Raw genomic sequence first — 13,480 nt, 5'->3', positions numbered from 1 at the left:
GCCAGCGAAAGGTTACTTCATGGTGTCCAGCGTGACGTCTGCCGACTGTTCCTTGCCACTCCGGGTGAAGTTCACGGCAACGGTGGCACCTCCGGCCTGCTCGCGGACTGCTGCGGTCAGTTCGGCCGGGTCGCTGATGGTGCGGTTGCCGAGCTTGGTAATGACGTCGCCCTTCTTCAGACCTGCCTTGTCCGCGGCGCTGCCGGAGGTTACCTCGCCAACGGTGGCGCCGGTGGAGAAGGCGCTGTCCGATCCGCTCGAGCTGGTTCCGCTGACGGAAACACCGAGCTGACCATGACTGGCCGAGCCGTTCTTGATGATTTCCTCCGCAACCCGCTTGGCCTGGTCCATCGGCACGGAGAAACCCACACCGATGTTGCCGCTCTGGCTGCTGGCGTCGGACGAGCTTCCGGTTGAGGCAATGGCCACGTTGACGCCGATGATTTCACCGTTGGAGTTGACCAGTGCGCCGCCGGAGTTGCCGGGGTTGATGGCCGCGTCGGTCTGGATTACGTTCAGGTTGACGGTCCCCTGCGCTGCGGTGGTATCCGTGCCGCCACCCGGAGGAGAGAAACGGAAGCCGTTGCCGCTGTCATCAGGGGTCTGGGCCTCGTCACTGGTCTCCTCCGGTACGGCTGAGGATGCCACCTGGATGGTGCGGTTAAGCGTAGAGACAATGCCGTCGGTGACAGTTCCGTTCAACCCCAGCGGGGAGCCGATGGCGATGACGGTATCGCCAACATTGATCTTCCCGGATTCACCGAGCGTGGCTGGCACTAGATTCGGGGCGTCGATCTTGACGATCGCCAGGTCCGAGAGCGGGTCGGTTCCCACGATCGTCCCCGCATAAACCTTGTTGTCGCTGGTCTGGACCTCGATGGTGGCATGGGCTGCTGCGCCGTCGAGCGTCACAACGTGCGTGTTGGTCAGGATGTGGCCTTCTGCGTCCAAAATGATGCCCGATCCTGTGCCGCCCGAGCTTCCGCTGGTGGCCGAGATCGTCACAACGGACGGCATGGCCTTGGCCGCTGCCGCCGTCACAGCGTTCACGTCGCTGGTGTTATTGACTACCAGCGGTGCGCTCTGCTGGCTCGCACCGGTGGCCGATCCGTTGCTCTGCTGGTCTACCAGGAACATGGATCCACCTGCCACCAGACCGCCAACGAGGGCCGCGGCCAGAACACTGCCCGCAAACAACCCCATGCCAACCTTCTTGCGCTCCTTGGGCGGCGCTGTGACCGCCGGTGGCAAGGCGTGCGGATACGCGTTCGACGTCGGATACCCCGGCCCGGCGTGTCCCGTTGCCGCATGAGTTGCCCCAGAGGGCGACGGGATGGGCTCCGTGGGGTTGGCGGAAGTAGGGATGGCCGCCGTCGGGGCTGGCGCCCCGGCAGCTGCGGACGCACCGTACGTGGGGATGCGCTCCGTGGGATTCTGGGGAGAGGCCTGGTTCTGTGAGGACACCTGGCTCTGTGAGGCGTCCGGGGCACCATAGCGGTGAGCGCCGTAAGCAGGAGTTGGTGCTGGCGGAGGCGGTGGGGTGCTCGACTGCCACGACTGAGAGGCAACAGGCTGGGGGGCGCGGGGTGTTTCCGGAGCAGTTGCTTCAGGAACTTCATTCTCGGGAACAGCTGCGGTCTCCGGCACCTGAGAGGTGTGGATGTTTTGCTGGTTGATGCCGGTGGTGTCTTCACCGTTGTTCTCGTTCATCAGCTTTCCCTTCATTGAAATCTCATGTGACGAATTCTTTATCTGAGTCTCATCTTCTCGACCTAGGCTGAGGCCTTGGCGAACGTTTGCTGGAAGGTAGCTGTGAAGGTCTCCCAGCTTTCATTATCTCCTGACGGACCACTATGGAACGGTTATTCGCAGAGCGGAAAATCACTCACGCCATTCAAACACCGCCATAGTATCGTTTGAAGTACTAAGGCCGATCTCCACAGTGGTCCCACAGTCAAAGGTGAGCGATGTTTGCACGGTTGAAGCGTTTTTCCCCCCTCCTAGCGGTGCTGGCCTTGCTTGCCCTCATGGTGGGCCCCGTCGGACTGGCACAGGCCGAATCTCCGGTGGACATTCCCGGCGGAAGCTACATCGTTGACAACGCCAACGTCCTTGGTAGTCAGAAGGCCGATGTCCAGACGGCCATCGACAAACTTGGCCAGGACCACGGCATGACGTTTTTTGTTGTCTACGTGGATTCCTTTGACGGCGAGACGGGAGTCGATTGGGGCCAACAGGTAGCAAACAAAAAGCAGCTAGGCGCCAATGACGCTCTCTTGGTGATCGCCGTTCAGGACCGTAAATATGCACTCCTGGCCGATCAGTCCGTAATCACTGAAACCAAGAATCAAAGTATTCAGGCCAACGCCATCAAGCCACAGCTGGCCGACGGCAATTGGGCTCAGGCCGCCATTGATGGAGCCGCAGCACTGGGCGATGCCGCCGGTGGCGGTAGTGGCACAGTACCTGACCCAACCGGTGGGTTCGTGGCGCTGGGAGTGGGCGGCGCCGTCGTCGTCGGCGGTGCAGGCACTGCCATGTACCTGCGCAACAAGCGCAAGAAGAACGCCGCGGAAGCCACAGGCAAGGGTTACGGTTCCGATGGCCAGCCGCTGGATCCCAACGCTGGCATGACAGTTCCGGAGTTGCGCGCCAAGGCCGGCTCCCTGTTGATTGCCGCCGATGATGCGATCAAGACCAGCGAAAACGAGATCGGATTTGCGCAGGCCTCCTATGGCGATGCCGCCGTGAAGCCTTTCCAAGAGGCCCTGAATAACGCAAAGATGCATCTTTCGGAGTCCTTCAAGTTGCAGCAGCAACTCGACGACGAGATTCCGGACACCGTCGAGGAACAGCGCACGTGGCTCGGTGAAATCATCAAGCGCAGCGAGGACGCCAATGCGGCCTTGGATGCCGAGAAGGTCTCCTTTGACGAGTTGCGTGAGCTGGAACGTACGGCCCCGCAGGTTCTGGGCACCATCCGCACTGAGGCCGGTGCAGCGCGTGCAGCCGTTGCCAACGCCGAGCAGCAATTGGCCGCGTTGACCTCCCAGTACTCCGATGCCGCTGTGGCACCGGTGCGAGATAACGTGGCCCAGGCCAATGAACGTCTGGACTTTGTTGACACGGCCGCTGCCGATGCCGATGCGAAGCTGGCGGCCGCTGATACGGCCGGAGCCGCCGTTTCCGTCCATGCCGCCCAGCAGAGTCTGCAGCAATCCACCGTGCTACTGGAGGCGATTTCCAAGACAGGGGGCGCAATCCACGACGCCTCCGCCACCTTGCAATCGGCGCTCCCGGCAGCATTGGCAGACTTGGAACAGGCAAAGTCAATGGTGGCCTCGGCCCAGTTTGCCCGCTACGCCCCGACCGTCCAGGCCGCCGAAGCCGCGCTCAACGACGTCCGTATGAACACGGCCGCCGGTAAGCCCGATCCGGTGGGGCAGCTTGCTGCGGTTCAGCAGGCCCACAGCCAGCTCGATGAATTGCTGACAGGTATCCGCGACCAGCAGCAGCAGACCCTCCGGGCGCAGGCCTCCCTGCAGCAGACGCTTTCCGGGGCCCAGTCGACGATTGCCACAGCCAAGGACTTCATTGCAGCACGGCGAGGAGGCGTGGGATCTGAGGCCAGGACGCGTTTGTCCGAGGCCGAACGGAACTTTGACTACGCGCGCTCGATCGCCGATTCGGATCCCAGCAATGCCCTGAGCTACGCGCAGCAAGCCCAACAATTGGCCCAGCAGGCCATTCAATACGCCCAGAATGATGTGGACAGCTTCGGCGGTCGCGGTGGCGGAGGCTATGGCGGCGGCGGTGGCGGTTCCATGGGTGGGGGCATGGGCGGCGCCATTCTCGGTGGCATCATTGGCGGTCTCCTCTCCGGAGGCGGCGGAGGCGGTGGCTTCGGCGGAGGAGGTTTCGGCGGAGGCGGTGGCTTCGGCGGAGGAGGTTTCGGCGGAGGCGGTGGTGGCGGCTTCGGTGGAGGTGGCGGCGGTGGCGGTGGCGGCGGCTTCGGTGGAAGCGGCGGCAACTTCTAGCCCGTTCCCTCGGCTTCGGCTTCGGTAAAGAATGGGGGTCCGTCCTCTAGACTCGGTTTACGGACGGCTCCAACGAATATTTTCTACGATTTTCATGTGATGCAAACCAGCAAATATAAGGGGAAAAGAATGGCAAAGCAGTCAATTTTCGGCCGGATCGCACAGTTGGCCAAGGCCAATATCAATGCGTTGTTGGATCAGGCCGAGGATCCACAGAAGATGCTCGACCAAATGGTGCGCGATTACAAGGCGAACATCACCGAGGCACAGGGCGCAGTGGCACAGACCATTGGTAACCTGCGCATGCTCGAGGATGACTACAACGAGGACATCAAGGCTTCCCAGGACTGGGGCTCAAAGGCCCTTGCCGCAAGCCGCAAGGCCGACGAATTCCGTGCTGCAGGCGATGCCGCCGATGCGCAGAAGTTCGACAACCTGGCCAAGGTGGCCCTGCAGCGCCAGATCACCGCAGAGAATGAAGCCCGTGCGGCGGAGCCCAGCATTGCCGCGCAGAACGATATTGTGGCAAAGCTCAAGACCGGACTGACCCAGATGGAGGGCAAGCTCAACGAGCTGGCCAACAAGCGCAATGAACTCATTGCCCGCTCCAAGACTGCCGCTGCCCAGACCCAGGTTCACGACGCTCTCAAGAGCATCGACATCATGGACCCCACCAGCGAAGTCAGCCGCTTCGAGGAAAAGATCCGTCGCGAAGAGGCTAAGGTCCGCGGCCAGAACGAACTGGCAGCTTCCAGCCTTGACGCCCAGTTCAACTCCTTGGAGGACTTGGGTGAGCAGACCGAGGTTGAGGCACGCTTGGCTGCATTGAAGTCCGGAGGCGCTCCCGCTCCGGCCGCCATCACCGCCCCGGCGAGCGTGGATGAAGCAGACTTCGACAAGCTGTAAATAGAATCACCAAAAGATGAGGGTGCGCCACCGCTTTCGCGGTGGCGCACCCTCATCTTTTGTTTATGACAGCGTGTGTCTTTTTACATTTGGGTAAAGGCCGCAACGGCCGGATCTGCACCGATGCGCTCCCCTGTGTCCAACGCACTGATGCGGTTCAGCGCGTCCTCGCTGAGCTTGATCCCGGCCGCCTCAAGGTTCTCGCTCATGCGGGCCGGGGAAACCGTCTTAGGAATCACGATGTTGCCGATTCCCATATGCCAGGCGAGCACGATCTGGGCCGGGGTTGCACCATATTCGTCGGCCAGTGCGGTAATAACTGGGCTGTCCAAGTCCTTGCCCTGGCCGAGGGGGCTGTAGGCTTCCACAGCGATTCCATGGCTCCTGCTCTTGTCCGCAAGGCCGCCCTGCTGGAAGCTCGGGTGCGCTTCGATCTGGTTCACGGCCGGAACCACGGTAGACCCCGCCAATAGCGTATCCAAGTGATCGGGCAGGAAGTTGGAGACGCCGATAGCCCGAACCAGACCCTGGGCATAGAGGGACTCGAGTTCTTTCCACGCCTGTGTGAAAAGCCCCTGAGATGGGACCGGCCAGTGGATCAGATACAGGTCGATCCAATCGACGCCCAAGGCCTTGCGGCTGGCCTCAAAGGCGGCACGGGGGCTGCTCTGTTCGCCGTTGCGCAGCTTGGTGGTGATGAAGAGGTCTTCACGAGCCAGACCGGATTCGGCAATCGCCGCCCCGACGCCGGATTCGTTGCGATACGCCGCTGCCGTGTCGATGTGGCGGTATCCCGCTGCGAGAGCCTGAGTAACAGCCACCCGGGTTTCCTCCGGCGGAATTTGGAAGACGCCGAACCCGAGCTGCGGAATGGTGACGCCATTGTTCAAGGTCAGCTCCGGAATAACCACTGCCGGGGTGTTCGAATCAGTCATTGCGATTCTTTCCTTTCATTGCCTCCGCCCTAAGGGCGCTTTCCAACCAGCCTAGGCTGCGAAGCACTACAAAAGCACCCTTGAGGTGTGTCGATTGATCCTAGGTTTGGCAGGCCTACCCAGACACTAGGTGACGCCGCTGCATCGGGGCAGAATGTAAGCATGGGTCAAAGCATAGAATTCGGCAGCTTCCTTTCGGCCATGCGCTCCCGGTTGCAGCCTGGTCCGGATGCCATCCCGACTACTCGGCGAGTGCCGGGATTGCGCCGTGAAGAGGTGGCAAGGCTGGCGGGCGTCTCCACCGATTACTACACGCGGCTGGAGCAGGGCCGCAACATTCATCCCTCGCGTTCCGTCTTGAACTCGGTTGCCCGCGCGCTGGAGCTCACCGACGCCGAATCCGCCCACATGTTCGACCTCTTGGAAAACTGCGGCGGGAAAGTCACCAACCCGCCCGGCGCCCAACGTGTCCGCCCCTCCATACGCCAGCTGCTGGAAGCGGTAGGTGAGGTGCCCGCCGTCGTACTGGGCCGGCGAACGGACGTGTTGGCAAGCAACCGCATGGCTGGCCTGCTTTTTGCAGACTTCCCGGCCATGGCCCGGGAACAACGAAACTACACGCGCTGGATCATGCTGGATCCTGCTGCACGAGTCTTGTTCCGTGACTGGCATGACGCGGCGGCAGATGCTGTGGCAACCTTACGCGCCGATATTGGCAGGCACCCGGGCGATCCTGCGGCCACGGCCCTGGTGGGCGAACTCGCGGTCAACAGCGAGGACTTTCGCCAGTGGTGGGCGCGGCACACGGTGGCCCGCAAATCCTCCGGCACGCTGCATCTGCGCCATGGCGTGGTTGGCGATGTTGCGCTTGATTTCGAGCACCTGCTGCTCCCGGACGATCCCGACCAAACCCTGCGCATCTACACGGCCAAGAATGGTTCGCCGTCGCAGGACGCACTGAAACTGCTCTCGTCCTGGGCTGGCAGCTCCGTTCCCGTTAGCCACCCTGTCTCCACTACATCCGACGGAATTAAGTGAACATGAAGTACACGCAGTTGGGTCGCAGCGGCCTGTCCATTCCCAAGCCCTACCTTGGACATCTCCCTCGACGCTGCCGCCCACTAGCCACCAAAAAGCAGGCCGACTAGCGTATTTGCGGTTCGTTTGCCCTGTTGACTCCTCGTATGAGGATATAGACTCGCATTATGACCCTCATTCGCGTATCCGAGGCTGCCCGGTTCCTTGGCGTCAGTGACGATACAGTCCGGCGGTGGCTAGACAACGGAACCCTCAATGGCCAGAAGGACAAGCAGGGCAAACTGGTCATCGATGGCATTGAACTCGCCGCCATGGCCAAGTCCCAATCGTTGCTGCCCCAGGACCCCACGGGCGTAGGCAGTTCTGCCCGCAACCGGTTCGTTGGGCTTGTCACCAACGTGATCATGGACAAGGTCATGGCCCAGGTTGAACTTCAGTGCGGCCCCTTCCGGGTGGTGTCGCTCATGAGCAGCGAGGCAGTGCGCGACCTGAAACTGGAGCCCGGCTCGGTGGCTACCGCCGTCGTGAAGTCCACGAACGTCATCATTGAAGTGCCGAACGGTGGGAAGGTCGCATGAATTTCCCACTCAGGAAGATCGCTGCACTGGCCACTGCCGCAGTGCTGATAACAACGATGGCAGCCTGCTCCACCTCCAGCGATACATCACCCAGGGCCTCGGCCGTGGGTGATCCGTCCGCAGCGGAACTGTCGGGAACCTTGACGGTGTTCGCTGCGGCATCCCTGAAACAAACGTTCACGGATCTGGCCACCCAGTTTGAAAAGGCCCATCCCCAGGTGGACGTCGCACTAAATTTTGATGGCTCGGCAACGCTTGTCACCCAAATCACCCAAGGCGCGCCGGCTGACGTGTTTGCCTCCGCAGACGCCGCGAACATGAAGAAACTCAGCGACGCGAAGCTTACGGCAGGGACTCCCGTGGACTTTGCCACCAACGTTTTGACACTGGCTGTCCCGGCCGACAATCCGGCCAACATCACCACCTTTGCCGATGCAGCCAAACCAGGCATCAAATTGGTGATCTGCGCGGCTCAAGTCCCCTGCGGAGCGGCAGCCAAAGCCGACGCTGCCAAGGCGGGATTGACGCTCACTCCCGTCAGCGAGGAACTCTCCGTCACCAGCGTGTTGGGCAAGGTCACCTCCGGAGAGGCCGACGCCGGTCTGGTTTACGTCACCGATGCTAAGTCCGCTGGCAACAAGGTCAAGGCCATCCCCCTCGATGTGGCCGCGCCAACGGTCAATAAATACCCCATTGCCGCAGTAGGCAGCTCAAAGCAATCTGAACTCGCCGCTGCTTTCATCGCCTTGGTGACTGCCCCGGACGGCCAGAAGGTGCTTCAGGATGCCGGATTTGGTGCGCCGTAAAATGCGGCCCACTGTGGAACCGTGGCAGTTCCAGACGGTCCCGCGATGGGTTTTTCTCGTAGCAGCGGTAGGCGGGCTATTCATCTTACTTCCACTCCTTGGCATGGTCGCCAAGGTCGATTGGGCGCAGTTCATCCCTCTCATCACCTCAGAATCATCCGTGGCCGCACTGAGCCTAAGCCTGAAGACAGCAATGGCCAGCACAGTCCTGTGTATTATTTTTGGCGTGCCGCTGGCGCTGGCTTTGGCCCGGGCACAATTCATCGGCCAACGCATCCTGCGCGCCCTGGTCTTACTTCCACTGGTGGTCCCACCGGTGGTCGGCGGACTGGCACTGCTCTATACCTTTGGCCGCGAGGGTCTGATCGGCCGGTCCTTGCGGCAGTTCGGGCTGGACATTGCGTTTTCCACCACGGCTGTTGTGATGGCCCAAGCCTTCGTGGCCCTGCCGTTTTTGGTCCTCAGCTTGGAGGGTTCATTGCGCACCGCCGGGCAAAAATATGAAGCCGTTGCCGCAACTCTTGGCGCCCGCCCGTCCACGGTGCTGCGCCGAATAACGCTGCCGTTGGTGCTGCCTGGACTGATCTCGGGTGCGGTACTGGCCTTCGCCCGGAGCTTGGGTGAGTTTGGGGCCACGCTCACCTTCGCCGGCAGTCTCCAAGGGGTCACGCGCACGCTGCCGCTGGAGATCTACCTGCAGCGCGAAAGCGACCCCGATGCCGCCGTGGCCTTGTCCTTCGTACTCATCGCCGTGGCGCTGGTGGTGGTGGCGCTGGCCTACCGGGCTCCACGGTCACCGATGCGCTCTGCCCTCGAAGGTCCAGACAGGGTCGAGCCGAGGCAGCTGGAAGCGCCATGACACTGGATCTAAGTATCACCATCGATGCCCGCAATCTTGAGCTCAGCTTTGATGTCGGTCCCACCGAGACGGTCGCCATTATGGGCCCCAACGGCGCTGGCAAGTCCACTATCATCCAGGCCCTTGCAGGCTTGTTGAAGCCCGACGCCGGGCACGCAACGTTGAGTGGCCAGCCCCTGTTTCGTTTGGGTGCAGGCGGTTCCTGGCTGCCGCCGCATGAGCGCGGAATTGGTTCCTTGGCCCAAGAACCGTTGCTGTTCCCGCATCTGACGGTGCTGGACAATGTGGCTTTCGGGCCACGCAGCCGGGGCGCCTCCAAGGCGGCGTCAGCCAAGACCGCGTGGCATTGGCTGCGTGAGGTGGACGCGGCCGATCTGGCAGGGCGCAAACCGGCCCAGCTCTCCGGAGGTCAGGCTCAACGCGTGGCGCTGGCCCGCGCGCTCGCCACCGATCCGGAATTGCTCCTGCTCGATGAGCCCATGGCTGCCCTTGATGTGAACACCACCCCGTTTCTGCGCAGCCTCCTCAAGCGCGTCTTGGCCGGGCGTAGGGCCATCATCGTCACGCACGACGTCCTTGATGCACTCATGCTCGCCGATCGAATCATCGTCATCGAGGCCGGGCGGATCGTGGAATCGGGGCCCACCTCCGCCGTTCTGGCTCATCCGCGCAGTACCTTTGCCGCATCCTTGGCCGGTTTGAATGTCCTGCCGGGCACATTGAGCGGCACCACCCTTATGATGCCCGACGGCGTTCAGGTCGCCGGCCAGGCCGTCAGCGGAACGGGCGACGGCGCAACGGGCGACCGTGCGGGCTTGGCCGCATTCAGGCCGTCGTCCGTGTCTGTCTTCATGACGCCACCGTTGGGAAGCCCGCGCAACTGCTTCTTGGTGCGCGTCGACGCCTTGGAACCCCACGGTGGACACATCCGGGTCAGGGCAGGCCTCTTGGCGGCCGATATCTCACCCGCAGCGACGGCCGAGCTCGGATTGGCGCCGGGCTCAGAAGTTTTCTTTGTGGTCAAGGCCGCCGAAGTGGTTTTGTACCCGGCGTAAGATTCCGCAGATCCCGAGGCCAATAGATACCTCTCTTGGACGACGGAAACTAAAAAACGATCATCCCATATGATGATTTATCCTTTCGAGCTGGTATTAAGAACTCCGGCTGTGCGTAAATATAATTGGAATAGTTTCAAATATTCAATTCTCAGTGACGTGCACCTTTCATATCCTTATTACAATTCGAAATGTCGCTCGAAGCTATTCTGTATGCGGTGGCCGATCCCACAAAGAATCTACAGATGGATAAGAATGAGAAAGTTTCTAAAAATTGTGGGCAAGGTGATCGCCGCTCTTGTGGCGGTGGTCATTGCCACTCTGGCGACAACAACCATCGTCAACGCCAGTGCAAGCAGGTCCGAGGCTGGCAAGATCAAAAGCTATGGCCAGCGGGTCTCCGTAGATGGCAAGAACATGAATGTTCTGATTCAGGGAGAAGGTGCCGAAACGGTAGTGCTGCTGCCAGGGTTCGGAACCGCTGCGCCCGCACTCGACTTCACACCCCTCATCGCCGAGCTGGCGCCGCATTACCGGGTGGTGGTGGTTGAACCGTTCGGATATGGCCTCAGCGACACTACTGACAAGGCCAGAACAACGCAGAACATCACCACGGAAATTCACACGGCCTTGGCAGATCTGAACATTGATCGCTACGCCCTGATGGGCCATTCGATCGCAGGCATCTATGCGCTTGACTACGCCAATAGGTATCGAGGGGAACTAACATCCTTCGTCGGTATCGACAGCAGCGTCCCTACCCAGCCGGGCATCGATGAAGCACTTCCCGTCGCCGCAATGAAGGCAGCCAAAAATCTGGGGCTGACCCGGATATTGGCGGCGGTGGCCGGCGACCCCTACGCCGGACTGCCCTACGACGATGACACCAAGGAGCAAATGAAGCTGCTGTCCTTGAAAAACTCCATGTCCGCCACGTATTCAAATGAAATGGAGCACTTCACCACCAATTTCGTTGCCGGCCAAGCACAGTCGTTCCCGCGCGATCTTCCCGTCCTTGAGTTTGCCCAAAAGAACAACACCGACGTCGAAGGCTGGCTGGCCTTGCATGAGGAGCAGGTGGCCAGTGTGGATAACGGGGAATTGGTGCAGTTAGATGCCACGCACTATCTCCATCACGCAAAGTCCAAGGAAATCGTTGAGAATTTCACCCGATTCATGGCCTCCGTAAGCGAGAACCAGAAATAGGATTTTGCCGGCAAAACGAAAAAACCCCGGCCTAATGGCCGAGGGTTTTCCTCATCATAGTTGCGGGGACAGGATTTGAACCTGTGACCTCCGGGTTATGAGCCCGGCGAGCTACCGAACTGCTCCACCCCGCGTTGCGTCCTCAACAGTACATGTGTTTGGCCGAATCACCAACTCGAGAGGGTGGTGGACGCATTGGGTCACGACAGGCTCGACCAGCGGGATGGGCTCTGTCCCCCGATTAGCGGTGTTTGAATTCAGCCGCACGTTTTTCGGTGAAGGCGGCCATGCCCTCTTTTTGATCCTCCGTGGCGAAGCAGGCGAAGATGGAGCGGCGTTCCATGCGGACCCCTTCGGCAAGGGTGGTCTCAAACGCGGCATTGACGGCTTCCTTGGCAATCATGGCCACCGGCTTGGACATGGAGGCAATGGTCTCGGCTGTGGCGAGGGCGTCCTCCAGCAGCGAGTCCACGGGAACCACGCGGGCCACAAGCCCGGCCAGCTCCGCCTCAACGGCACCCATAACCCGGCCGGTCAACACCATCTCCATGGCCTTGGCCTTGCCGATGGCCCGGGTGAGGCGCTGTGAGCCGCCCATGCCGGGAATGACGCCGAGCTTGATTTCGGGCTGGCCAAACTTGGCGTTGTCGGCGGCGATGATGAAGTCGGCGATCATGGCCAGTTCGCAGCCGCCGCCCAATGCGTGGCCCGCAACGGCCGCAATCATAGGGGTGCGGACGCGCGCAAGCTCATCCCAGGCTGAGAACCAGTTGGCGAGGTACATATCCACCGAGGATTTGTCCCTCATCTCCTTAATGTCGGCGCCGGCGGCAAAGGCTCGGGAGGAACCCGTGATGACAATCGCCCCGATGCTGGCATCGGCGTCGAACTCCTGTGCGGCCGCCAGAATCTCCTTGCCCATGGCATCGCTCAGGGCATTCAGGGCCTCGGGACGGTTGAGCGTGATCAGGCCAACCCTGCCGCGTTGTTCGGTCAGGATCAGGGAGTACTGCGTCATGGATGCGTTCCGTTCGGTTCGGTGCGGTCAGGTAAAGAGTAAGAAGAGAGTATGGCTAAAGGTCAGTCTGCGCCGCTCGGGGCGTTCGTATCTGAGGCGTTCCTAATAGTGTTGATGATTCCGGAAAAGTCAGTCCCAGCGCCTCCGTTCAGGGAAAACTCGCGGTAGATTTCTTCGGCCGAGCGGCCCAGCACGGCGTCCACACCCGTTGCATTGAGCGCCTCAACGGCCAACCCCAGGTCCTTGGCCATGAGCGCTCCGGCAAAACCTGGCTGGTAGTCGCGGTTGGCGGGACTTGTGGGAACGGGTCCGGGGACGGGGCAGTTGGTGGTCAACGACCAGCATTGCCCGGAGGCATTGGCTGCTACATCGAACAGCGCCTGATGTGTCAGTCCGAGCTTTTCGCCCAACACAAATGCCTCGCTGACGGCAATCATGGACACTCCAAGGATCATGTTGTTGCAGACCTTCGCGGCCTGGCCGGCGCCTGGCCCGCCACAGTGCACAATGCGCCTGCCCATCACCTCAAAGATAGCGGCCCCGGCGGCGAAATCATCCTCGGAACCACCCACCATGAACGTCAGGGTGCCTGCTTCGGCGCCCACAACCCCACCAGAAACGGGCGCATCCAGCCCCCTGTGTCCGCTGGCCACCACCATCTCATGGGCCACCCGCGCGTCGTCCACGGAAATAGTGGAGCATTCAAGGAACAACGCACCGGGCTTGGCCGCAGCCAGCAGTCCACCACCGGGACCGTCACCCTCAAAAGCGGCAAAAACATGTTTCCCGGCCGGCAGCATGGTGATGATGACCTCGGCGCCACGTGCCGCAGCGGCCGAAGACTCAGCCACCACCACACCGGCCGCCGCAGCGGCCTCAAGCGCTGCAGGAACAACATCAAAACCCGCGACCGAGTATCCGGCGGCCACAAGGTTCGCCGCCATAGGCCCGCCCATATGGCCCAGTCCAATAAAGGCGATCCGTAGCTCGCTCAGCTCACGCGTTGCCAATGAATCCTCGCTCATGGTCCAGCTCCTTCGCT

Annotated in this window: 11 protein-coding genes, 1 tRNA gene and 1 pseudogene; 8 read left to right on the top strand and 5 right to left on the bottom strand. The window is 61.2% G+C overall.

What is annotated here, in order from left to right; translation table 11 throughout:
- Positions 1-12: 12 nt before the first annotated feature.
- Entirely contained in the window at positions 13-1,710 is a 1,698-nt protein-coding gene (locus tag ACP7B9_RS02860; RefSeq protein WP_425860563.1) for a S1C family serine protease, read from the bottom strand.
- A 257-nt stretch (positions 1,711-1,967) separates the two neighbouring features.
- Between ACP7B9_RS02860 and ACP7B9_RS02855 the strand changes: the two genes are divergently transcribed.
- Together ACP7B9_RS02855 and ACP7B9_RS02850 are read left to right on the top strand one after the other, a co-directional pair.
- A complete protein-coding gene (locus tag ACP7B9_RS02855; protein WP_425860561.1) occupies positions 1,968-4,037 on the top strand; it encodes a TPM domain-containing protein in 2,070 nt (689 codons plus the stop codon).
- Positions 4,038-4,166: 129 nt separating this feature from the next.
- The gene (locus ACP7B9_RS02850; protein WP_425860559.1) at positions 4,167-4,943 is read left to right on the top strand and encodes a PspA/IM30 family protein; all 777 of its coding nucleotides are present in this window, start codon (positions 4,167-4,169) and stop codon (positions 4,941-4,943) included.
- 83 nt (positions 4,944-5,026) lie between these two features.
- Here the strand turns inward: ACP7B9_RS02850 and ACP7B9_RS02845 are convergent, their stop codons facing one another.
- Positions 5,027-5,878, bottom strand: a complete 852-nt coding sequence (locus ACP7B9_RS02845) for an aldo/keto reductase (RefSeq protein WP_425860557.1) — start codon at positions 5,876-5,878, stop codon at positions 5,027-5,029.
- Positions 5,879-6,040: 162 nt separating this feature from the next.
- On the opposite strand from ACP7B9_RS02845, the gene ACP7B9_RS02840 reads away from it, so the two are divergent.
- The 6 genes from ACP7B9_RS02840 to ACP7B9_RS02815 all read left to right on the top strand — a co-directional run bounded on the left by ACP7B9_RS02840 (position 6,041) and on the right by ACP7B9_RS02815 (position 11,420).
- On the top strand, positions 6,041-6,916 hold the full coding sequence (locus tag ACP7B9_RS02840) for a helix-turn-helix transcriptional regulator (RefSeq protein WP_425860555.1): 876 nt from the start codon (positions 6,041-6,043) through the stop codon (positions 6,914-6,916).
- Between the two features lie 167 nt (positions 6,917-7,083).
- The gene (locus tag ACP7B9_RS02835) at positions 7,084-7,494 is read left to right on the top strand and encodes a TOBE domain-containing protein (protein WP_425860554.1); all 411 of its coding nucleotides are present in this window, start codon (positions 7,084-7,086) and stop codon (positions 7,492-7,494) included.
- Positions 7,491-8,300, top strand: a complete 810-nt coding sequence (modA, locus tag ACP7B9_RS02830) for a molybdate ABC transporter substrate-binding protein (RefSeq protein WP_425860552.1) — start codon at positions 7,491-7,493, stop codon at positions 8,298-8,300. The genes ACP7B9_RS02835 and modA overlap by 4 nt, the downstream gene beginning before the upstream one ends.
- A gap of 1 nt (position 8,301) precedes the next feature.
- Positions 8,302-9,159 carry an ABC transporter permease gene (locus tag ACP7B9_RS02825; protein ID WP_425860733.1) on the top strand — a complete coding sequence of 286 codons (858 nt, stop codon included), beginning with the start codon at positions 8,302-8,304 and terminating at the stop codon, positions 9,157-9,159.
- Positions 9,156-10,214, top strand: coding sequence for a sulfate/molybdate ABC transporter ATP-binding protein (locus tag ACP7B9_RS02820; RefSeq protein WP_425860550.1), 1,059 nt, complete (start codon positions 9,156-9,158; stop codon positions 10,212-10,214). The genes ACP7B9_RS02825 and ACP7B9_RS02820 overlap by 4 nt, the downstream gene beginning before the upstream one ends.
- Before the next feature lie 255 nt (positions 10,215-10,469).
- Entirely contained in the window at positions 10,470-11,420 is a 951-nt protein-coding gene (locus ACP7B9_RS02815; protein WP_425860549.1) for an alpha/beta fold hydrolase, read from the top strand.
- A 60-nt stretch (positions 11,421-11,480) separates the two neighbouring features.
- On the opposite strand, the gene ACP7B9_RS02810 is transcribed toward ACP7B9_RS02815, so the two are convergent.
- From ACP7B9_RS02810 to mmsB, 3 genes and pseudogenes are all read right to left on the bottom strand, one after another.
- Positions 11,481-11,554: transfer RNA gene (locus tag ACP7B9_RS02810), tRNA-Met, on the bottom strand.
- A gap of 107 nt (positions 11,555-11,661) precedes the next feature.
- Positions 11,662-12,438 (bottom strand): enoyl-CoA hydratase, encoded by a 777-nt coding sequence (locus ACP7B9_RS02805; RefSeq protein WP_425860547.1) that lies wholly within the window; start codon positions 12,436-12,438, stop codon positions 11,662-11,664.
- 62 nt (positions 12,439-12,500) lie between these two features.
- Positions 12,501-13,466, bottom strand: a pseudogene (gene mmsB / locus ACP7B9_RS02800) (3-hydroxyisobutyrate dehydrogenase); the annotation flags it as partial.
- Positions 13,467-13,480 lie beyond the last annotated feature (14 nt).

Origin of the sequence: Arthrobacter sp. TWP1-1, from assembly GCF_049897845.1 — a bacterium.
In the GTDB taxonomy this organism is placed as follows: domain Bacteria; phylum Actinomycetota; class Actinomycetes; order Actinomycetales; family Micrococcaceae; genus Specibacter.
This window is presented reverse-complemented; position numbering and strand designations above follow the sequence as displayed.

Excerpts from the sequence above, each read along its gene's own strand:
- ACP7B9_RS02850 (WP_425860559.1), top strand. The coding sequence starts at position 4,167 with ATGGCAAAGCAGTCAATTTTCGGCCGGATCGCACAGTTGGCCAAGGCC.
- ACP7B9_RS02815 (WP_425860549.1), top strand. The coding sequence starts at position 10,470 with ATGAGAAAGTTTCTAAAAATTGTGGGCAAGGTGATCGCCGCTCTTGTG.
- ACP7B9_RS02820 (WP_425860550.1), top strand. The coding sequence starts at position 9,156 with ATGACACTGGATCTAAGTATCACCATCGATGCCCGCAATCTTGAGCTC.
- ACP7B9_RS02840 (WP_425860555.1), top strand. The coding sequence starts at position 6,041 with ATGGGTCAAAGCATAGAATTCGGCAGCTTCCTTTCGGCCATGCGCTCC.
- ACP7B9_RS02825 (WP_425860733.1), top strand. The coding sequence starts at position 8,302 with ATGCGGCCCACTGTGGAACCGTGGCAGTTCCAGACGGTCCCGCGATGG.
- ACP7B9_RS02855 (WP_425860561.1), top strand. The coding sequence starts at position 1,968 with ATGTTTGCACGGTTGAAGCGTTTTTCCCCCCTCCTAGCGGTGCTGGCC.
- ACP7B9_RS02835 (WP_425860554.1), top strand. The coding sequence starts at position 7,084 with ATGACCCTCATTCGCGTATCCGAGGCTGCCCGGTTCCTTGGCGTCAGT.
- ACP7B9_RS02805 (WP_425860547.1), bottom strand. The coding sequence starts at position 12,438 with ATGACGCAGTACTCCCTGATCCTGACCGAACAACGCGGCAGGGTTGGC.
- ACP7B9_RS02845 (WP_425860557.1), bottom strand. The coding sequence starts at position 5,878 with ATGACTGATTCGAACACCCCGGCAGTGGTTATTCCGGAGCTGACCTTG.
- ACP7B9_RS02860 (WP_425860563.1), bottom strand. The coding sequence starts at position 1,710 with ATGAACGAGAACAACGGTGAAGACACCACCGGCATCAACCAGCAAAAC.
- modA (WP_425860552.1), top strand. The coding sequence starts at position 7,491 with ATGAATTTCCCACTCAGGAAGATCGCTGCACTGGCCACTGCCGCAGTG.